Below are 21,947 nucleotides of genomic sequence, written 5' to 3'. Positions count from 1 at the left end.
TATTTTCCAGCAAAAATATCAGGGACATTACTGAGCCGTAAGCCAAATTCAATTGCATACATCTCAAACAGCCACTCACTGTCCCTTTTCCCGCTGCACCGTTTTCTCTCAAAACCGCCCCACCCGATGCACCCGCTCCTGCTGGTAACGGATCAGCTCTTTGTCGATATTCTCCTGCAGCTCGCCCTTGCGTTGCCGGTAAAACAGCCCTGCGATGCCGTAACCGAACAGCGCACCCATGACGTGGGCCAGGTAGTTGACCGACGAGGCGCCGGTGGTGAACAGGTAGAAGACATCCCAGCCGACGTACCACAGCGCCAGCACCCAGACTGCCAGTGTGCCATGCCAGAAGTAGAACAGGATACCGAACAGGCAGCGGATCTGCCCGCGCGGGATGGCATAGGCCAGAAAGCCGATCATGCCGGAGACGACACCCGACAGCCCCAGGGTCACCTCCGCCGGCGAGGAGAGCATGGCGATCGACCAGGAGAAGTCCAGTCCCACCTCGATGGCGAACAGGCTGAGCAGGAACTTGCCGGTGTGGGCGATGAACACCTCCACCGCGCCGGCGAAGGCGAGAAAGAACACCAGGTTGCCGATCACGTGCCACCAGTCGGCATGGGCGAAGGCGGACAGGAACGAACTGAACGGGTTGAACGAGCCGGCCCGGTAACTCAGGAAGCGGGTGAGATCCAGCGGCGCCTGATCGGCGAAATCGTGATAGGTCATGCTCAGGTGGACTGCCAGGCTTTGCGGGTTGATGCCCGCTTCTTTCAGTTCTTCGCCGTGTTCGCTCACCAGGTTATGGATGATGCTGTCCGGCTGTTTCTCACTGTGCAGGTACACCAGGTATTGCTGACACGCACTGGCAGTGCTCTCAATGAATTCGTTTTCTTTTTCGAGCCTGCCCAGAAATCTGTCCAGGGTCATGCCATGGTCGCCTGCGCAGAACTGCGCTGCCGATTGTTCGATACGGACCGTGGCGCTGGATTGCAGGTAGTAGATCAGCAGGCACAGCAGCGCAATGGTCCAGGTCACCCACGGGCGGCGGTGTAACGGGTGGGCGAGCTTGTAGGGTAACAGGAGGAACATGCGCGGTACCGCCGCTGGCTTTTGTCATACTACTTGTAATGCGGACTCTCCAAGACTAGCCCAGGGCGGTCGGGATGAGTATTCGGGTTTACCCCTAGTCGAGAGGCGCTGGGGGCCATTGCGGTCGGGATGTCGCGGTCGTAGCCCGCTCCCACAGGTCTCGGGCACGGCCGAGTGACGAGCGAAATCGCGGTCGTGGCCCGCTCCCACAGGTCTTTCGGACACGAGAGCCAATTCGCGGTCGCGTCACTCACAACGTCCGTGTCTACCGTGACATTAGCACTTCCCTGTGCGTCAGCCCGCTCCCACGGGGCCTTCGGGCAGGAGGAAGTGCTGAGTTCCGAGTTCCAAGTGCTGGATGCTGAGTCAAAATCGCGCCCGTGGGGCGAATAAAGATAGTTAACAGTTGGCAGATGGCAGATGGCAGTCGTCAGAAAAGTGCCGGATCGCCGGTATAGTCGATATCGGCCCGTGGAGCGCTCCTGCAGGGGTCGGCTGAGTTCTGAGTTCTGAGTTCTGGGTTCTGAGTGCCGGGTGCCGGGTGCCGGGTGCCGGGTGCCGGGCAGTCAATCAGAATCGCTTTACCCTTATTGTAATTCTTCAACCAACGCGATCGATTTCACATGCTTATCGATCGTATTAATCGTCTCCGCAGATAGTGGCAGCTCTGCTTTCCGTTTTGGCCAGATATCCAGAAAATCCTGAACGGTCTTCCGCGCCGCATTTATAACAAGTGTCTTCGGTAACTGAGCCCTGGCAGAAAAATGGCTCAATTCATCAACGCTCAGCTCAGTCATACTCTTGGTGCGGCTATATTTCAATGCCATAGTTACATCTGGAAGATAGGGAATGGTTGAAACAAAATCATACCCCGGTGCAAGTGCCGGTGTCCGCCCATCAGGATAAATTAGCGACCAGTTCTTCAAATGCATATCGGCATTGCCAATTAGCGTATTGAACACAAGACGTCGCACAAACTCAATAATACCTGGCTCCCCGATTTCCGCCCAAATCACCTGTGCAATATTTCGGTAATTGGCTTTTTTATATTTGTTGTCTGGATAGATGTCGAACACTTGAGCGAAGTCTTCAATATGAATCGCAATATCATCCTCGGTACGATCAAATCGCTTGATTGCCAGTGCCTGTCCACCAATATTTCCCATACCCTCAGGCAAATTATCGATCTGTTCAGTCGGGTGAAGTGCGATTTCAGGTATATCCATTCCAAGCTCAGCCGCAAGGCTCATCATCGAGAATTCATTTTCGGGCACATCATCATACTTCGCGGAAGGAAGCTTGATAATCCAGGAGCCACCCACTCCCTGTGCCGGAATCGTGAGACCACCGGTAGCACTCATAACAGCGGAGAATTTGATCTGAACACCGGCAAGAGAAAAACGCAGTGCCTGTTCATGACCATGAGCAGACCGAGCTTCATCCTCAATGTCATCATCCGGCCAGGCCTCACCATCGGCTGGTTGAACCACAATCGAACCGGGTAGATCGCGACCAAGCACCCAAAGAAGAAAGAATTCCCTTTTTGAATTTACACCTGCCCGTTCTGCGAGATAATCACGCATATGGCCTTCGGGCAGGAGATTTGAAAAAAATGGCGGAACTTGTACCTGTCGAGGCTTTATATCAGTAATGAGATTACCAAGCTGATCTTTGAAGGAAAGGCTCAGCGTCGGGCGCGATGTATCGTTAATATATTCTTCAGTAAATGCAAAAAGGTTGCGATCGTGACCGATCTGGGTCAGCGTGCCGATCTGACGGCCATGGAGAAGAACATCCAGGACAGTTACATTAGCCATTGTCCTGTCCCTCATCCTCGTCCAGGCGATAGGCCGGCTGAGGCTCTTCGATTCTATGAGATGCATCATCAGTGGCATACACAAGGCTGTTACGCATGGACTGTAGCTCCTTAAAGGCATTCTGAATGTATGAAATATCGCCGATACCTTTCTGAAACTGCTTGAGCTGTTTGTTGATTTTATCCAACTGTTCAAACTGTTGCGTCACAGCGGGAATTGTCTTTAGTTGCTCGGCCAGCCGGCTGACACGCGCCAACTCATTAATATTCTTGTATTTGTGCGAGAGCTCATCAGATAGTTTGTGAATACGATTTAGCTGCTGAACGGCTTTTTGCATGGATTCTGCTTTGGTGAACTGCTCCGTTTCAGAGCTGCGAATAATGCTCTGAACAGTCGGCACCAACTTGCGCGGCACAAGCGAAAGCTCCAAATCCAGTACCCGGGCAAATTCGATGAGGCTCGAGACCCGTATATCCACATTGCCGTTCTCAATCCTGGAGATATGACTCTGCGGCACGCCGACCTTCTCAGCCAAATCGCGCTGGCTAAGATTTTTGCGTAACCGGGCCGCCTTCAGCTGACGGGCAATGTCTTCAACAACATAGCTCATTTGATATGCCTGAATATATCATTATCTAATTAATATATTTTTAAACATATCGGCAATTATTATATAGATCAAGTATTGATATGTTTATTTATATCATTAATTATTGATTATATATTATTACATATCTATTTCAATTAAGGGGTCAAATTAAGGGGTCAAATTAAGGGGTCAAAGCCCTTTAATTAGTCCGGGCTTTCCCTGGTCGAAAGGCGTTCTGGGGCCCATTGCCGTCGGGACGAGAAGAGAAAGTAGGCAGTTGGCAGATGGCAGTCGTCAGACAAGCGTCGGATCTCCGGCATAGTCGATATCGCGCCCGTGGGGCAAAGGGAAAGTTGGCAGATAGCAGATAGCAGTCCTCAGAGAAGAGCCAGATCAAGTCAAAATCACGCCCGTGGGGCGAATAAAGATTGTTAGCAGTAAGCAAGGTGAATCCGCCTGCGGCTTGATCCACCCTACGATTCAAACAGGCAGGGTGGATCAAGCGACGCGGATCCGGCGCTTTATCCGGACCTGCCCCCGGGCACCAACTCCTGGCCCCAACGGCGTCCGGCCGGGGGATTCATCAGGCCTAACCCAAGGTTTTCACTCCCACGTCCCTTCGCCCCATACCATCTCGCCCCAGGTAGAGCTGCTTGCCCCGCTGTTATCCCCACTGCCCCCGCCGCCGCCTCCGCAGGCGGCAAGCAGCAACGTCGCGAGCAGGGGTGCTATTAACCAGTGCTTGTACATAGCCGATGCTCCTTCTTGTTCAGGGGATGGTCTGGTAGTCGCTGGTCGCAGATTCATTCTGACCGCCGAGAATGCTGCTGGCGATACCATATGCGGTATTGCCTTCGCCGCCGCTGACACTACTGTACCGGCCCGATGCGGTATTCTGTATACCGCCACTGACGCTGCTGTAGGTACCGGAAGCGGTATTCTCCCGTCCGCCGCTGACCGTTGCGTTCGCGTAAGTGGCACTGTTGTCATAACCGCCCAGTACCGCGGAACGATGCCCGGAGGCGACATTATTCTGCCCCCCGGCCACTGCCGCATGACTGCCGCTCGCCACGTTAACCCAACCGCCGGTGACACTGGCGTGCCCCCGGTTGATAGCACTGTGCTCGCCCGCCACGATCCCGCCGTACTGGCTGTAGGCATTTCCATGGCCGACGATCAGATTATGCGAGCCGCTCTTGTGGCTGGGCTGCCACAGCTCGCTATTGTCTACACAGTCGGTCTGATTATCATACTGCCCGTCGGAACAGATCGAGTTGTCGGTGCCAAGATTGCGGGCCTCGTTGTAGCCGACGATGAGATTACCCAGGCCGTTGACCGACTCGGTCTGCCCTTCGCCATTGACGATCTGCAGATTTACACCGGAAAAGCGCACGGTGTATTCATTCAGGATGTTGTCATCAGGAACAAGCTCCACGTAGTCGTTGAGGGCGAGTACATTCTGCGCCTCATCGAGCGCCGTCTGGGCCTGGGCAAGTTCACTTTCCAGGGTGTTGATGCGCAACAGTGCGTCATTCAGGCCGTCTTCCAGCGCCTGGAAATTGGCATTAACCTCTGCCGCCACAGCGGTCTCGCCGGACGCGAAGGTATTGGGAATATTCACCTGGGCCAGCAGCGGGACAGAACCCAGTGCCAACAACAGCACGCCGGGCAGGTATTGGAATTTTCTTTTGTTCATCTTCACTCTCCTCGTTCAGTAATCCAGGGTGACCGGGGCATGGTGCGGCCACCGCTAACAGCACCTTCCAGGCGTACGACTCGCCAGTAGTCCCGTAGATGCAGCCCGACTGCAACGGCTCCCTGCCCGACACAAACAATCGGGCGGGCCATACGGGACGCTATTCCGATCTAATTTAACCGGGGGTGGCACCGGCGTATTGTGAAAATCGGACACAAACCGGGATTGTCCGCTCCGGCGGCGCGGGTGAGCTCGCGAGTGCGCGGCGGAACGATGCCGGTGTACGGCGGGCTGTTCCTCTCGCCGGAGCGACCGAAATTTCCGGATTTTTTCGCGCCCTTCTGCCCTGGAGAATGTGCAACGCCGGTTCGGGCGGGTGCGATCCGGATACTCCGCAGGATTGAGTTCTGAGTGCTAAGTGCCAGATTCAGCATGGTGCGTTCTACGCACCATAAAACCACCGACACGAAGGAGCTGGTGCGTGGGACGCACCCTGCTCGGCACTCAGTACTTTTAACCAGCAAAGGCAGCTGGCGAGGGTGCGCCATACCCCTGGTCAGGTCAGACCTGTGGTCGCTATAATGCAGCAAATCCGCGAAGGCCGATGTTGCTGATCTTTCAAGTACAGCGCCTACCTGCCGATAACAAGCTTCCGAACGCAGGCTGCCCTGTATGCGCCCCCTAACTCTCTGCCTCGAAGCGGGTTATTATTAGCCAGTTAACTTACCGTAATTAAATTGAACTGATGCCTTCTGCTATCTTATCCCGGGTTTTGTGTCTGCTCTGCCTCGCAATGGCACTTCCGACACCGCTGGCGGCCGACAAGGCGGATCCCGCGCCGCTGGTGATCTCGCAGGATCACAGCTGGCCGCCGCTGGCGTTTCGGGATCGCCACGGCGAGCCGCGCGGGTTGCTGGTGGATCTGTGGCGGGCACTGGGCGAGCAGATGGGCCGGCCTGTGGCGTTTCGTCTGGCGGACTGGCCACAAACCATCGAGCAGGTGCGTAACGGGACGGTGCCGGTGCACGGCGGACTGTTCCCCTCGCCGGAGCGCTCGAAGTTTCTGGATTTTTCTCATCCGCTGATTCCGCTGGAGACGGTGTTGTTTGTCAGTGCCGACATTCAGGCCCGCACGCTGGATGATCCGGCACTGGCCCCTGTCGGTGTGGTGGCCGGCAGTTACGAGCGGGAGTTTTTGCAGGGACGGTATCCGGAACTGCCATTGCGCGAGTATCCCAATAACGCCGATCTGGTCACCGCCGCGGTGGCGGGCGAGGTTACGGCGTTTGCCGCCGATCACCCGGTGGGGCGTTATCTGCTGGATCAGTACGCCGCGCCCGGCGACTTCCATGTGCTGGAAGTGCTGTACCGGCAGCAACTGGTGGCGGCGGTGCGGCTCGAGGACTCCGCCCTGTTAAAAAAAGTCAACGAGGCTATCGCCAACCTGCCGGACACCGAGCTGGATCGTATTACCCAGCGCTGGGCCCACACCAGCACCGTTGAGGTTACTCCGGGCTGGCTGATGCCAACCCTGGTCGCAGCCCTGTTGGTACTGGCATTGATCTTTTTCAGCCTCTACCTGCACGGCCTGCGTCGTCAGCGGGCCGAACTGACCCTGCAATTACAGGAACGCACCCGTGAACTGCAGGAGCAAAAAAATCAGCTGCAGGCGTTGTTCGATAACAGCTCGGTCTCGGTGATGGTGCATGATCCACACACCGCCGAGGTACGGCAGGCCAATGAACGTGCCCTGGAGATTTACGGCGTGGCGGATGTGGCAGAGCTGAACCGATTGTCTTTCGAGCTGCGCAGCGTCTGGGGTGAGCCGCCCTATAGCCTGGAAGATGTGCAACGCTGGTTCGAACGCGTGCACAAATATGGACCACAACGCTTCGAATGGCTTACTTATAATGCCGGGGGCAAGGCCATGTGGGAGGATGTATTCCTGCAGCCAATGACAGTCGGTGGTGAGGAGCGCATTGTCTCGACCTCCATCGATATCACCGCTAAAAAACAGGCCGAGGAAGACCTGCAACAGCAACTGCAACTGGAAGAACTGCTGCGTGACGTTTCCCTGTCATTATTAAACAATGATACCGATGCAAAGCATAATGGCATCTGTCACGCGCTCGAAAGCCTGGGAGAATTTTTACAAACCCGCCGCTGTATGTTGTTTGATTACAGCCCCGAAAACGGCGGTCTGGGTATGCATCTGCAGTGGTGCGCCCGGGGGGTCACACCACGCGAGGCGGACTTCCATATTCCGGCTGTCGTCGTTGCACCTTATTATCAAAAACTGTTGCATACCGACGCCGTTATTGTGCATGCCGAGAGTGAGAATCGGGACGTCCTTGAGCATACCCTGCTGGTCTCCGGCGGCGATCAGTCCGTGCTGGTATTACCCATCCTGCGGGATGGCATACTGGCGAGTGTATTGATGTTCTCCTTTGCCGAACAACAATCTCACTGGTCACATAATTATCTTAAATTGTTGCAGGTCGCAGCGGAGCTGATTGGCGGCACCCGGGTTCGCCAGCATCTGTTCAATAAACTGGAACAGCAGGCCATTCATGACGCTCTCACCGGACTGTATAACCGGCGCAAATTTGAAGCGTTGCTATCGCAGGAGCTGGAACGCGTGGCCCGTTATCATCGCGCGTTGGCGTTGATTCTGTTTGATCTCGATCACTTCAAGTCCGTCAATGATCGTTTCGGCCACAATGTGGGCGACGAAGTACTGCGCCTGCTCGCCGACACCCTGCGCGAACAACTGCGCAGCAGCGACATCCCGGCACGCTGGGGTGGTGAAGAGTTCATTGTTCTGTTGCCTGAAACAGAGCTCGATGCCGCCCTGCAGGCGGCTGATCATCTGCGCCAGCGCATTGCCGATATCGACTTCCCGTCGGCCGGACAGATCACCGTCAGTCTGGGAGTCAGTACCTACCAACCCGGAGACAGACTCGAAAGCCTGGTCAAACGGGCCGATGATGCGCTGTACAAGGCCAAGGAAGGCGGCAGGAACCGGGTCGTGGGGAGTTCTGAGTTCTGAGTTCTGAGTGCTGAGTGCTGAAGAGAAAGTTGGCAGTAGACAGTTTTCAGTTAGCAGAATAGTCCACTGTCCGAGTGTCATCGTGATGCCGGCGCAGGTCGGCATGACGATGTGTTGCTCTATACCGAGTGCTGAGTTTGCAGTTGGCAGCAAGTTAGTGCCAGGTGATGTGGGAGGGGCTTTTAGCCGCGACTTTTCTAATCCCGGGCAGGTCGCCGACAAAGTCGCCTCCTATGGGTTCTGAGTTCAGTCACGCAGGCTGCGCCAACAGCCCTTCGGGCAGGGACCAGGCTCCAGGTTCTAGAATCTTCCCGCAATCATAAAATCTGAGTTCTTAGGATTCCCCCTTTGAGTAGGGTGCGTTCTACGCACCATAAAACCACCGACATACAGGATCCGGTGCGTGGGATGCACCCTACCTGAAACTCGGCACTCAGAACTCAGAACTTTTAACTAATATTGGCATGGGACTGTCGAGGCAGCTGGCGAGGGTGCGCAGCAGTTCCTGGGCGGGGACGGTGGTGTTGCCGTCGTGCAGGATGCAGACGGCACAGGCTTTGAGCAGGCGGGGTTTGGCCAGGGGTTTGAGTTGTTCGAGGCTGTCGAGTGCGTGGTTGAGTGTGTTGAGATCGAGCGCATCGCGCGGCAGCAAGGTGAGATCGGTCATACCGGCTTCGGCCGCGCCGGCATTAAACGCCTGTTCGGCCTGTTGCGCGTCGGGGTACTCGGTATGCGCCGCCAGCGAGAGCATCACCTGCAACTGGGCTTTTACCTGCGTCAGCTTGCCGTGTATCGCTCTGGCGGGCTTGCGCAGGCCGAAGTGTTGATCGAGTTGCCGGATCACCAGCCGCTGCAGGATCCATTCTTTGAGATCGACGCGCTTGTCCGCGGCGATCAACGCCTGCACCACAGCCCGAAAACGCCGATACTGCTCCTCGGACAGGCCTTCCAGCGCCGGCAGGGTCAGTTCGATCAACGGCAGGCGGATCGCTTCGGGCAGATCCCGGCGCAGTTCCGCCAGGGCCTGGCATACCTGGACCACTTGCGGATCGGCCTGTTGTTCCAGCAGCCGTTGTTGTTCGCGTTCGACCCGGGGACGGGGATCGAGTAACAACACGTAAATCACCGCGCGGGCGCCGAAGGGTTCGGCGGCGGCCTCGCGCAGTTCGGGCGGGATGGCGGCGATGATCGCCTGTGCCGCCTCGACCTGTTGCTCGTCGAAGTGGCCGACCTGGTCCACCATCTTGCCGGCGCTGAGGACGCCGGCGGCCACTACTGCGCCGACGATATCCAGCGATGGTTTGGGGGCTGCTTCGGGGGTCGGCTCGGCCTCAGTGGATTGTTTGACCGGCACGACAAACTCACCGTCCCAGGTGGGGTCGAGACGCCTGATCCGATCCGGCAACGGCGGGTGGGTGGAAAACAGCGACTGCATGAAGCCTTTGACCCCCTGGGCCAGGTAGGCATGGCTGTATTCGGGGGCGGCCGGGGTTTCCAGCAGCGAGCCGTGCAGGGCGCCGCCGATCTTTTTCAACGCCCCGGCGATGCCCTGCTTGTTGCGGGTAAACTGTACCGCCGAGGCGTCGGCCAGGTATTCGCGCTGGCGACTGACCATGGCCTTGATCCATTGCCCGAAGAAATGGCCCACGTAACCGATCACCAGCAGACCGATCCCCAGGCCGATGATCGCCACCACCAGTCCGCCGGATTGGCGGTTGCGAGAGGCGCGGACAAAGAAAGAGGAGCGCAACAAAAAGTAGCCGACCAGCGCCAGCAACAAAATCCCGTGCAGCACACCGATCAGGCGAATATTCATGCGCATGTCGCCGTTGAAGATGTGACTGAACTCGTGGGCGATAACGCCTTGCAGCTCATCGCGGGTCAGCGTCTCCATGGCGCCGCGGGTGATGCCGATCACCGCGTTGTTGGGGCTGGAGCCGGCGGCGAAGGCGTTAATGCCCGCCTCCTCCAGCAGATAGACCCGGGGTACCGGCATGCCGGCGGCGATGGCGATCTCTTCCACCACGTTCAGCACACGGCGTTCATCGGGATCGCGGCTGTCGGAACTGAGCGCGCGGCCACCGAGCATCTCGGCCACCTTGTGACCGCCGCCGGAGAGCGACATCGTTTTATAGGCACTGCCGAGAAACACCAGTGCGATGACCACCGCGGCCACACCGAGGAACACATCCCACTGAAACTGCTGCGCCAACAATTCGGGCGAGAAAGTCGGTACCCCGGTCTGGTTATAGGCGAGCACACCCAGTACCAGCAGATTGGTCAGCAGGATCAGCCCCATCACCGCCAGCATAAACAGCACGACCAGCCAGCCGGTCTGGCGTCGGGCTCGATCCTGTGCTTCAAAAAAGTCCATGGCTATCCAAACGCTCCGAATACCCGATCACGTTGTTCAAAAGATTGCTTCGCTTCGCTCGGCTTTGGCGTCCTGCGTCGCTCTACCACCTGCGTCCATGCAGGCGTCGCAATGACCGAAAACAGTGACGTCATTGCGAGGAACAACGTGACGAAGCAATCTCTTTGAACGGGCATTCAAAACTCCTGTTTAGCGCAACAGCCGGGTCAAAATGAGACGCTGGGCGCGGCCTGGATCTCGGCGCTGTCTTCGAACTCCAGCAGGTGAGCATCCTGGCCGTGGCCGAACAGGCCGGCGAACACATTCTGCGGGAAGGACTGCTTGTAGGTGTTGTAGGCCATGACCGCGTCATTGAACGCCTGGCGCGCGAAGGCGACCTTGTTCTCGGTGCTGGTCAGCTCCTCATTAAGCTGCATCATGTTCTGATTGGCCTTGAGATCGGGATAGGCCTCGACCACCACGTTGAAGCGCCCCAGCGCGCCGGCCAGATTGCCTTCGGCCCGGCTCAGGTTATCGATCGCATCGGGGTTACCGGGATCGTCATGGGCCTGATCCAGCCCCTGCTGCGCCGCGTTGCGCGCCTGCACGACGGCATCGAGGGTTTCGCGTTCGTGCTTGAGATACCCCCTGGCGGTTTCCACCAGGTTGGGGATCAGATCATAACGGCGTTTGAGCTGCACCTCGATCTGGGCGAACGCATTCTTGAAGCGGTTCTGCAACGCCACCAGGCGGTTGTAGATCGCGATGATGTAGACCACGATGATGCCCAGTACCACCAGGATCACGATTGTCGAAATATCCATTTTTGCTCTCCAGCGCGGTTCTTCAAGGCATCATAGCTCGATATAGAGACAGGGGCCACAAGTTCTGAGTGCTGAGTGCTGAGTGCTGAGTGCTGAGTGCTGAGTTCGCAGTTGGCAGTTGGCAGTTGGCAGCAAGCTAGTGGCAGGTGATGTAGGAGGGGCTTTTAGCCGCGATTTTTCTGCCACGTCAATGCCCTCCCACGACAACAGAGGCGAGTTTCCAGGTGCTAGACACTGACTATGTCGAAGGACCTGTGGGAGGCGCTTGCAGCGGCGACTTCTGTGCCACTTGTCCTGTCGCGCTTGCAAATTACTCCCACACGAATAAGTACCAGGTATTAAACGCTGGTTACTAGAATCTAGCTCCTGGTTACTAGCCCCTGACGCCAACGGCGTCAATTGGCGTCACGGTATTGGGCAGGTGTTCGAGAATGACGCGTGCGAGGGTGTGCAGGGCTTCCATGCGCGGGTAGCTGGTGCGGTAGACGAGGGAGACGCGGCGATAGGCGTCTGGCAGATCCAGTTGGCGGGTGACGATGCCGCTGCCGGTGGCCCAGCTGCCACGCATGGCCAACGCCGGCACCAGGGTGGAACCGAAGCCGGCGCCGACCAGTTGTAGCAGGGTCTCCAGGCTGGCGGCGCGCAGGTCCGCCATCTCGCCCCGTTCGCTGCGCTCTTTCAACCGGCACACTTCCATCGCCTGCTTGGCCAGGCAGTGGCCTTCGGCGAGTAACAACAGCTCGGTGTTTTCCAGATCCTCGCGGGTGATGGTCTCCTTATTATAAAAAGCGTGATCCCGCGGATGGGCTAGCCAGAAGGGTTCGTCGAACAGAGGCATGACGGCCAGATCCGGCTCGTCCACCGGCGTGGCCAGCAGGGCGGCGTCGATCTCGTGGTGTTGCAAACGGCGGATCAGGGTGTCGGTCATCTCCTCGGAGAGGACCAGCTTGAGCTGCGGATACTGCCGTTTGAGCGGCACCAGGATCAGCGGCATCAGGTAAGGACTGATGGTGGGAATCGCCCCCAGGCGCAGGGGCCCGGCCAGTGGATCCTGATGGGCCTGCGCCAGCTGCTCGATGGCGTTCATCTGCTCCATCATCAGCCTGGCATGGCGCAGGATCGCCTCGCCGATGGGGGTGACCTCCACCGAGCGGTTGGTGCGCTCGAAGATCGCCACACCCAGCGACTCCTCGAGCTTTTTGATCTGGCCGCTGAGGGTCGGCTGGCTGACGAAACTGCGCTCGGCCGCCTTGCCAAAATGGCGGGTTTCGGCCACGGCGATGATGTACTGCAGGTCTCTGATATTCATACGTTTTCTGGCCCGGCCTTATGATAGGCAATACCGATTAATACAGTATAAACAAACGATTTGAAAAATAAAGAGATCCAGCCTAGGCTAAAGCTATGATGAAAACGACAACGACAAAACCGACTCAAACCCGCCCCGGCCCGGTACCGGTGGTTCTGATTCGCCACGCCCAGAGCCAGTGGAACAAAGAGAACCGTTTCACCGGCTGGGCCGATCCGCCGCTGACCGAAGCCGGGATTGCCGAAGCGCACGCCGCCGGCAAACTTCTGCGCGAGCAGGGGTTCGTCTTCGACGCGGCCTACAGTTCGCGATTGCAGCGGGCGGTGACTACGCTGGGTATCCTGCTGGCCGAACTGGGTCAGGATGGCATTCCGCGCACCCGGGCCTGGCAGCTGAACGAACGCCATTACGGCGCCCTGCAGGGGCTGGACAAGGGTGAGGCCACCGCACGCCATGGCGAGCAGCAGGTGTGGCGCTGGCGCCGGGGTTATCACGATCGTGCCGGTGCCCTGCGCCGCGAGGATGCACGGCACAGCTGTCACGATCCGCTTTGCCACGATATCGACCCGGCCCAACTACCCGATGTGGAGAACCTGGCCGAGACCCGCGAACGGGTCATGCGCTACTGGGATGAGGACATCATCCCGCGTATCCGCCGCGGCGAGCGGCTGCTGATCAGCGCCCACGGCAACACCCTGCGTGCACTGATCATGGCGCTGGCGGACATGAGCGTGGCGGAAGTCGAATGTTTCGAGATTCCGACTGCCATGCCGATCGTTTATCACTTCGACCACAACGGGTCGCCGCTGGATTGGTACTATCTAAATGGGCAAGATGATCAGGCGGCATAAGATAGTGCTGAGTTCTGAGTTCTGAGCGGGTAGGCCGGATCAAGTGCAGCGGATCCGGCGCTTCCAGGTGCGAAGTATCAAGCGAGAATGGTGGATCCGCCTGCGGCTTGATCCACCCTACAGCTCAAACAGGTAGTAAAAGCCACATCATAATTACTTCGCGGCCTCTGCGTCTCGGCGTTCTTTGCGTTTAATGTCCAGCGCGTTGCACCGAGGTTACCAGCCGAAAATCACACCTTCGAGCAGGGTATTGTAATCCTTGAATTCCGCATTATCGGTTGCAATAAAACGTTTGGCCTTGCTGGCAAAGCGGTTCAGCGTCGGTTGCAAGGCCTGTGTTCCGGCTTCGGAAAGCAATGCCTGACGCAACTTGCTGCGCTCTTGTGACGTCAATCGACTGCTGACCGAGATGGACTGGTTGGGCATGGCATCTGATGTATAAACAATCTTCAATTCCTGGCGATCTTCTTCGCTCATGACATTCTGGTAAAACGAGGTGCGTACCACGAAGGCGTCACACTCCCCGTTTTTGAACGCCTTGTAAACGGCCCCCATCCCGCCCTTGACGCCACGCACGACCGGCTGACGCGCGGGGTTTCGGAAGCGGGCCAGACGGCATACTGTTTCTCGCCCGCCGCCAGAGATTCGCGCGGCGGCGCGGTCATAATCAAAGTCTCGGCAGCGAACAGCGGCTGTAACAGCGCCGCCCCCCAGAGTAAAAGAAAAATGCGTGCTTTCATGCTGGCCCCTTATTTTGTTGTGCAAATACCTGTTGTTGCCGCAAAGGCAAGACAGCGTCCGATATCGCCGGCATTATTATTGCCGTGCGACAGGCAGTCTCTGTAATTTACCGGCATTTTTTGTTGTTATTTGTCCGGCCGGTAACGGGTCCGACACGACACTATGCAAACTCCGCGCCTGACAGGCATAGTGGGGGAAATGCGCCATAAGTTTAAGTGTTTTCTGACAAAAGCTCTGCCCGGATCACAAAAGCTTCCTCGTCGTTTCCGACCACAGCATCCTGTGGTCGCGAAATGCACACCAGCGTTATGCAGTTTGCACCATACACCCCCCCGCTGACTGCGTTATACTTTTCCCGTAACCTGGCAACTGGATGATGCACACGTGACGTTACCTGCTCTGGATATCCCCTCCCGGGAGCTGACGCGACGGGGTCGGCCGCCACTACGGATCAAGAAGCTTCGCCAGTGGATTCACGACCTGCCCACCGCCAATACCCGCAAGACGGTCCACCTGTTTGTCGATCAGCTCAAGCTGCTCAACCAGTCAACCTGCTCGCCTGCTGATCGGATCCAGCTGCTGGATACGCTGCGGCCGGTGGCGCGTCAGCTGCTGGTGACCCTCGCGCGGCATCTGAAACAGGCGCAGATTCCGCTGAGCCGGAAAAACCTCGACACTTATCACGACCTTCACGCCGTCCTGGAAGGCATGGCCACCGGTTACAAGATCATCGTCAGTGAACTGGCCCTGGCCGATTCGACCAGGGAGCATCAACAGTTACTATTGCGCGAGGCCATTTATCAAACTATCCAGTATCTGGGCCGCCGCTTGCTGACCTGTTACATGGTTTATGCCAACGAACCGGACAAGATCTGGTACGAGCTGCACCAGTTATACCGTTACGCCGAATCACGGGGCTATCACGATCAGCCGGTGGATGATCCGGTCCCCGATTACAGCCTGCCGGTCAACTACACCATCGATCTGGTCTACAAGCGCGCATTGCTGCTCTCGCTGGCCGAGCCCTATCATCTGATGCCCGGCGAAGCCGATGATATTCATTACCTGGTTTCCGCCTGGACGCTGTACTGTCATCTACGTCCACTGGCGGGACACAGCCTGACCGGGGAATTTGCATTGGACTTTGAGTCGGATCAGCCGCCGCGCTTTATCAGCGAGGAGATCCGGTGGCAGCCGCACGACGGGCGCATCATCGATATCCATGAGGTCAAACAGCGCCTGGAGGCACACCTGCAACGGATACTCAAGACCACCATGCATAATCTGGAAGAAGACAGGCATTCCATGGTGCTGCGTTATCAGCGGGACATGCTGTTGCGTTTATCCGATGCCTGGCGGGGGGCTCTGAAACGCCGGACGCCGCGCCACAGCGCCAGGGCGACCATCCGCATGGCGATGGGGCTTAATGCTTCGCATCACTATATTAATCGGCGTAATGACTTTACACCGGAGATGGATGAGTTCGTCATCAGGTATCGCGACCAGGACGATATCCCTTCCGAGGTGCTGGCCACCGCCTATGACGAGGCGATGCAAAAGGACAGTTACCACACCACGCGCGAGTATGATGCCAACCCCTGGTGGCAACAGAACGCCAGCCCCCATGGCGCGGCCCTGGCCTGCACCCCCGAGTCGGGCTGCTCGAACGTCAAGGTCGGCGAAGTGGTCGCCTGGTGCGACAGCCAGAACTGCCTGCATTGGCAGCTCGGGATGGTCCGCTGGCTCAAGACCCGGCCTGGCGAAGGGATGGAGCTGGGGATCATGAGCGTGGCCAACTCCGCCGTACCCATCGCGATCAAAGGTCTGCAGGGTACCGGTGAAGGCACCGGCTATTTTCGCGGCCTGTTGATCCCCAAACAAGTCTCGGTACAACAACGGCGCAGCCTGATCATCCCCGCCTCGGTGTTTGATATCGACTCGATTATCTCGGTCAATATGAAGCGTCGTCTGTTTTATGTGCGATTAAGAAAGTTGTTGCTCTCGACCCACTCTTTCAACCAGTTCGAGTTTGAAGTGCTGGAACGGCCGCCGGTGGATCCGAGCACGTTGTTCATTGCCTGATCCCGATCCGACCGGGCTCAGCGCTGCAGCATGATATGGCCGGCATACCAGAACGGTAACTCCAGCATGGCCGCCTCGCGTAATCCCAGCGCCAGCTGCAGCGACTTTTCCAGTGCCGGATCGGGACGCTGATCCAGCAATGTTCGGGTGGCCCGCATCAACACCGCCGAAGGCGCCGGCATGGGGCCATCGGCCAGTACCGACTGGCGGGCGCCATATTTAAGCAGGGACTGGCGCTGCAATAACCAGCCCTCGGGGCTGAGAAAGTCCTCCCAGGCCTGGTGGATGATGTCGCCGGCGACGTTCAATGTCGCCTCGTCATTGCGATAACGCGCATAATCCAGCAGGCCCTGCGCGACATATGCGTAATCCTCCAGTCCAACACGACCCAGTTGCTGCTGCTCACCGTGGGCCCGCTTGAGCTGCGAACCGTCCCACAGCTGATCGATAATAAATCCCTGTAACGCCACCGCGGCCTGCTTCAGTCCGTGATCTTCGCGCGCGCCGGCGACAAAGGCGGAGAGTGCCAGACCGTTCCAGGCGGCAATCTGCTTGGTATCCGCCGGCAGGGTGCGTTGGCGACGTTGCTGCAGAAGCTTGGCACGGCTGCGCGCCAGGATTTGCTCGATCTGCTCAACGGGCTGTTGCCGTGCATCAGCCACTGTTTCGACACTCGAGGCGATACGCAGATGATGACCGTGCTCCAGTTCCGGCGGGCCGCTCACGCCCCAGACGCGGCGCGCCACATCGAACTCCGCGTCGCTGAGCAGCTGTTCGAGTTCCGCTTCCCGCCACAGGTAATAGCCGCCCTCGATGCCTTGATTGTCGATGGCGGAGAAACTCGACAACAAGCCGCCGTTATCCCGCTGAAAATCGCGGCGCATAAACTCCAGCGTCTCCAGGGCAACCCGGCGGTATGCCGGCTCATCCAGTACCCTTGCCGCACGCAAATAGAGGGAAGCCAGCAGCGCATTGTCGTACAACATTTTTTCAAAGTGCGGCTCTTGCCAGCCCGGATCGACGGTATAACGGAAAAAACCGCCTGCCAGATGATCATACAAGCCCTGGCGCGCCATGCTCTGCAGGGTAAGGTTCAAAAAATCATCCAGCGTGCCTTGCCTGTCCTGTTGATGGATTGTCAGCAAGGCATTCAATTGCGGTACCGAGGGAAACTTGTTCTCGCTGCCAAAACCGCCTTCCAGCTCATCGGCCCGGCCAAGACTGGCCTTGAGGAACTTGTCGCGCAGTTCAGCGGCACTGACATCGCGTAGCGGCGGTGCGTGACGACTCAGTTGCGCTGTCGTATCCCGGGCCAGTGCCTTGAGCTGGGCCGCCTCCGACTGCCATTCATCACGGATGCGCTCCAGGATATTCTTAAAATCTTCCGGAGGTTGATAGACCGTCCCCACCAGCGGATACCCTTCCGGCGTGACAAAGACATTCAACGGCCAGCCGCTGTAACCCTGGGTACGCTCGACAAAATCGATCAGGCGATCATCCAGTGCCGGATTCAGTTCGCGATCCACCTTGACCGGGATGAAGTGCTCATTGAGCAGCGCGGCGATTTGATCGTTTTGATAGCTCTCACGCTGCATAACGTGACACCAGTGACAGGAAAAATAGCCGCTGGAAATATAAAGCAACTTGTCCTGCGCCCTGGCCAGCTCGACTGTGTCCGCATTCCATTGTTGCCAGTGCACCGGATCTTCCCCATGCATGGCCAGATAGGCCGAACCGTGATCCGCCAGCCGATTGCGCAGCTCGTCACCGACGGCGCTTGCCGGCAACAGCAACAAACCGAGACAACATAACCATTTGGAAAGCAATGACATAATCGCGAATATCTACCTGAAGCCCGTGATTGAGACAATAGTAGCATGTAAAAATTCAGCGGAGTGTCGCATGAGCAATACGCTCAATCTACTTATTCGACAGCCTGGTAAAAAACGCGGAGCTCGCGGAGTCGCAGAGACGCGGAGAAGTGATTTTATAACAGTGACTATGAACACTTTTATGGGCTGTGTGTTAATCCACTAGCACAGTAAACTCAGATAATTTTTACTTTGCGCCTCTGCGACTCCGCGAGCTCCGCGTTAACTTCAAGAGCAATTGAGAAATGTCTCGGCATAGTTATTCGCTACCGTCTTCCTGTTTGTAGCTTTGCAGTTTACGCCACAGGGTGGATTTGTTGATACCCAGGGTTTCGGCGGTCTTATCCCGGCTGCCGTTGAAGCGATCCAGGATCTTGTAGATATAGCGTTTTTCCAGTTCGGCCAGGCTGGGCAGATCGCTATCGATACCGCCTCCGCTGCGGATGCTGTCGATATCATCCAGGTGCAATACCGGACTGTCGGCCAGGGCGATGGTGCGCTCGACAAGATTTTGCAGTTCGCGGACATTGCCGGGCCAGTCATGTTCCATCAGCTTCTGCATGGATTCCCGATCGAACTCCCTGACCTCCCGGCCATACAATTTAGCGTAATGGTCGATAAAGTGGCGTACCAGCAGGGGAATGTCGTCCCGCCGCTGGCGTAATGGCGGCATGCGGAATTTAACCACATTCAGACGATGATAGAGATCGTGGCGGAACTTGCCCTCGCTCACCAGCTGATCGATATCCTGATTGGTTGCCACGATAAAGCGCACATCGATGGGGGTGGGTTGCAGGCCGCCGACGCGGGTGATCTGCTGCTCCTGAATCGCGCGCATCAGCTTGATCTGCATGGCATCGGTGATGTTGCCGATCTCATCCAGAAACACCGTGCCACCCGTGGCCATCTCCAGCAAACCGCGTTTGCTTTGATGCGCGCCGGTAAAGGCGCCCTTCTCATGACCGAACAGCTCGTTTTCCAGCAGAGTATCGGTCAGTGCGCCGCAGTCGATCACCACAAACGGCTGGTCAGCATATTCACTCTGGTAGTGAATGGCCCGCGCCGCCAGCTCCTTGCCGGTACCCGATTCGCCTTCGATGACGACGTTGCAGCGGATGTCGGCGATCTTGCTGATGATTTTGTAGATTTCCACGATCGGATCGGCGTGACCGACCATGCCAAAGCGGTTGCGCTCGTCACTGAGTTGACGCTTGAGCAGCTGGTTTTCCTGGCGCAGCGCGTCGAGCTTGAGGTTGCGCTCGATCAGCAGCTGCAACTCGTCCATATCATAAGGTTTTTTGATAAAGTCGGTGGCACCGTGACGCATGGCCTCGATGGCATTATCCACGTTGGCGTAACCGGTGATGATAATAAAAGGAATATGGCTGTCCTGCTCGCGGACCGCCTGCAACAGTTCGGTGCCGCTCATATCGGGCATGCGCAGATCGCTGACAATCAGCTGTACCGGGTGCTGTTTGAAATACTCCAGCGCGGCGAGCGGTTCCTGATAGACCCGGCATTCGAACTCAGCCTCTTCGGTGAAGCGGGCCATCAGCTCACCGGCTTTGGGATCATCGTCGACAAACAGTATGACGGGCGGGTTATGCATTGGCGACTCGTTCCTGGTTCGCGCTGTCGGCCTGTAACGGTAGTACAACTGTGGCGGTGACACCAGCATCGGGGTTGTTTTCGATCGTCAGCGTGCCGTTATGGTATTCGATGATCCCCAGGCTGATCGACAGCCCCAGCCCGCTACCCTCGCCTTCGGCCTTGGTACTGAAGAAGGGATCAAAAATATTATCCAGTTTCTCCGGTGCGATACCCTCGCCTTCATCGCGAATGGTCAGTATCAATTGCCTCGCTTCGTTCCGGCAGCGGATCAGCACCTCGGTATCCGGGGGGCTGGCCTGAATCGCATTTAACAGCAGGTTGATCAATGCCTGCTGCAGCTGGCTGCGATCGCCTTCCAGCTCACCCGCGAAATCACACTGCAGGTTCAGATTCACACGTCGTCCCCTGGCGGCCTGTCTGACCAGCGCCAGGGTATTCTCCAGCCAGGGCCGAACCTCAAAGCGGGTGTATTGCGGCGGCACCTGGCGGGCGAAGTTGAGAATACCGCGCACGATATCCGAGGCCCGCAGCGCCTCGTCGCGCAGCGCCTCCAGATCCGCGTTTAAACGTTGACGGGTTTGTGCATCAGTGTATTCCCCTTTTTGCAAGGTGCGCTGCAATAATTTGGTATAGGAGAGCACATTGTTCAACGGGTTATTGATCTCATGACCGATACCCGCCGCCATCTGGCCGATGCTGGCCAGCTTGTTGCTTTGTAACATCATGTGTTCGGCGCGATCGCGCTGCTCGCGCGCGGTATCCAGGGTATCGGCCAGGTAATTGAAGGCCTGGGCCAGGGCCCCGATTTCATCGATCGCCTGCTTCTCCTCGGCACGCTGGGCATGATCCCCATTGGCATAGGCCTTGAGCCGCCCGGCCAGGCGACAGACCGGTTGCGCCACCTTGCGCACGCCGATGTCGGTCAGTAGCAGGGTAATAATCAGCGCGGCAATACCGAACAGCCCGATGCCGATGCGAATCGTCGAATAGGGGGAGAATATAACGCTTGAATCGATGTGCGAGGTCAGCACCCAGCTGATCAGTCGATCCGGATAGGGAATCAGCTCGACATAATAGTTATGGAAACGCTCGTCTTCACTCCGGTACAGGCCGCTGGTACTGTCCACCACCTCGTTCAACATCTGTTTGTCGTATTTGTCACCGACAAAGACCGCATCGGCCCGGATCTGGGCAAAACGGATATCGCTGCCCTTGTCATATAAAATCCGGCCGTGGCGTTGCGGATCGTCGGGGTTGTTTTCCACCACAAACAGTTCGCCCTGATACAGGCGCGAGGCGTTATCCAAGATCCGATCCAGATGCCGGCCGCCGAGGGTGACGGTCAACGCGCCGACCCACTGATCATCCTGATACAGCGGCACCACATAATCGAGCAAGGGAAAGTTGAACTCCAGCATCTCATTGAGCCGGTTGTGCGGCAGATCCAGCGCATGTGCCTGTTCCGGGGCCAGTTCGCGCAGCCGCGTGACGAACTTTTCGGAATTGATCTCCTGCTCGACATACGCCAGTCCCGACAGGCTCTCGTACGCGGGGACACTGCGGTTGTTGTGACTGACCTTGACCAGGGTGTTGCCATTAGTGTCCAGCAGGCGCAGATAAAAGGTGCCGGGCAAAATGGTCTGAAAGCCTTCGAAATAGCGATTGACCTGCGCGCGCAAACGGCGACTCTGGGTCGGCAGACGACCGGCGGTCTGCCCGGCCAGTACCGGGACAAATTCCTGTACCGCCGGCGCGCGCGCCATCCCCTGCGCCAGCTCCTGATTATCCCGCAGATGCCGTTCCAGCTCGCGGGAGACGCTTTCCAGACTCGATAACACATCGTGGGAAACCGCCTGTTGATAGGCACTCTGACTGTAATAGGTCGCACCCAGCATCAGACCGGTCAGCGGCACTACCGTGGCGAAAAATACCCAGATGAAGATGTTGGTTCGTATACGCAACGTTTCGCTTCCTGTCCGTCAGGCGGCTCGACGAAAATCTCACCACCAGGACACGAAGACACCAGGGGGAATAAAGTGGTGAATCGGGACTTCCCGGAACC

The 21,947-nt window shown here is 57.4% G+C and carries 14 protein-coding genes; 3 read left to right on the top strand and 11 right to left on the bottom strand.

Translation table 11 applies throughout. The features are described 5' to 3' along the window. Nucleotides 1–108: 108 nt before the first annotated feature. The 4 genes from U5J94_RS04590 to U5J94_RS04575 all read right to left on the bottom strand — a co-directional run bounded on the left by U5J94_RS04590 (nt 109) and on the right by U5J94_RS04575 (nt 5,194). Nucleotides 109–1,092, bottom strand: a complete 984-nt coding sequence (locus U5J94_RS04590) for a rhomboid family intramembrane serine protease (protein ID WP_322564461.1) — start codon at nt 1,090–1,092, stop codon at nt 109–111. A gap of 587 nt (nt 1,093–1,679) precedes the next feature. Next, entirely contained in the window at nt 1,680–2,909 is a 1,230-nt protein-coding gene (locus U5J94_RS04585) for a type II toxin-antitoxin system HipA family toxin (protein WP_322564460.1), read from the bottom strand. Further along, nucleotides 2,902–3,519, bottom strand: coding sequence for a helix-turn-helix transcriptional regulator (locus tag U5J94_RS04580; RefSeq protein ID WP_322564459.1), 618 nt, complete (start codon nt 3,517–3,519; stop codon nt 2,902–2,904). The genes U5J94_RS04585 and U5J94_RS04580 overlap by 8 nt, the downstream gene beginning before the upstream one ends. Nucleotides 3,520–4,267: 748 nt before the next feature. After that, nucleotides 4,268–5,194, bottom strand: a complete 927-nt coding sequence (locus U5J94_RS04575; protein ID WP_322564458.1) for a hypothetical protein — start codon at nt 5,192–5,194, stop codon at nt 4,268–4,270. Between the two features lie 793 nt (nt 5,195–5,987). Between U5J94_RS04575 and U5J94_RS04570 the strand changes: the two genes are divergently transcribed. After that, nucleotides 5,988–8,243, top strand: a complete 2,256-nt coding sequence (locus tag U5J94_RS04570) for a diguanylate cyclase (RefSeq protein ID WP_322564457.1) — start codon at nt 5,988–5,990, stop codon at nt 8,241–8,243. Nucleotides 8,244–8,676: 433 nt separating this feature from the next. On the opposite strand, the gene U5J94_RS04565 is transcribed toward U5J94_RS04570, so the two are convergent. The 3 genes from U5J94_RS04565 to U5J94_RS04555 all read right to left on the bottom strand — a co-directional run bounded on the left by U5J94_RS04565 (nt 8,677) and on the right by U5J94_RS04555 (nt 12,729). Further along, the gene (locus U5J94_RS04565; RefSeq protein ID WP_322564456.1) at nt 8,677–10,617 is read right to left on the bottom strand and encodes a M48 family metallopeptidase; all 1,941 of its coding nucleotides are present in this window, start codon (nt 10,615–10,617) and stop codon (nt 8,677–8,679) included. Nucleotides 10,618–10,823: 206 nt separating this feature from the next. Further along, nucleotides 10,824–11,420 (bottom strand): LemA family protein, encoded by a 597-nt coding sequence (locus U5J94_RS04560; RefSeq protein WP_322564455.1) that lies wholly within the window; start codon nt 11,418–11,420, stop codon nt 10,824–10,826. Nucleotides 11,421–11,793: 373 nt separating this feature from the next. Then, nucleotides 11,794–12,729 (bottom strand): hydrogen peroxide-inducible genes activator, encoded by a 936-nt coding sequence (locus U5J94_RS04555; protein ID WP_322564454.1) that lies wholly within the window; start codon nt 12,727–12,729, stop codon nt 11,794–11,796. Between the two features lie 98 nt (nt 12,730–12,827). Between U5J94_RS04555 and U5J94_RS04550 the strand changes: the two genes are divergently transcribed. Further along, nucleotides 12,828–13,580: a 2,3-bisphosphoglycerate-dependent phosphoglycerate mutase gene (locus U5J94_RS04550; RefSeq protein ID WP_416224189.1), complete on the top strand. Its 753-nt coding sequence runs from the start codon at nt 12,828–12,830 to the stop codon at nt 13,578–13,580. A gap of 216 nt (nt 13,581–13,796) precedes the next feature. Here the strand turns inward: U5J94_RS04550 and U5J94_RS04545 are convergent, their stop codons facing one another. Continuing rightward, nucleotides 13,797–14,156: a PhnD/SsuA/transferrin family substrate-binding protein gene (locus U5J94_RS04545; protein WP_322564452.1), complete on the bottom strand. Its 360-nt coding sequence runs from the start codon at nt 14,154–14,156 to the stop codon at nt 13,797–13,799. 549 nt (nt 14,157–14,705) lie between these two features. Between U5J94_RS04545 and U5J94_RS04540 the strand changes: the two genes are divergently transcribed. Beyond that, nucleotides 14,706–16,403, top strand: coding sequence for a hypothetical protein (locus U5J94_RS04540; protein ID WP_322564451.1), 1,698 nt, complete (start codon nt 14,706–14,708; stop codon nt 16,401–16,403). Between the two features lie 17 nt (nt 16,404–16,420). Here the strand turns inward: U5J94_RS04540 and U5J94_RS04535 are convergent, their stop codons facing one another. From U5J94_RS04535 to U5J94_RS04525, 3 genes are all read right to left on the bottom strand, one after another. Further along, nucleotides 16,421–18,235 (bottom strand): thioredoxin domain-containing protein, encoded by a 1,815-nt coding sequence (locus tag U5J94_RS04535; RefSeq protein WP_322564450.1) that lies wholly within the window; start codon nt 18,233–18,235, stop codon nt 16,421–16,423. Nucleotides 18,236–18,533: 298 nt separating this feature from the next. Then, complete coding sequence (locus U5J94_RS04530; RefSeq protein ID WP_322564449.1) at nt 18,534–19,883, bottom strand: sigma-54 dependent transcriptional regulator; 1,350 nt, start codon at nt 19,881–19,883, stop codon at nt 18,534–18,536. Continuing rightward, entirely contained in the window at nt 19,876–21,846 is a 1,971-nt protein-coding gene (locus U5J94_RS04525; RefSeq protein ID WP_322564448.1) for a HAMP domain-containing sensor histidine kinase, read from the bottom strand. Before U5J94_RS04525 ends, U5J94_RS04530 begins: the two co-directional genes overlap by 8 nt. Between the last annotated feature and the right edge of the window lie 101 nt (nt 21,847–21,947).

This window comes from Thiohalophilus sp. (assembly GCF_034522235.1).
GTDB lineage: Bacteria > Pseudomonadota > Gammaproteobacteria > UBA6429 > Thiohalophilaceae > Thiohalophilus.
The sequence above is the reverse complement of the archived record's forward strand: the minus strand, read 5'-3'. Positions and strand labels throughout refer to the sequence as shown.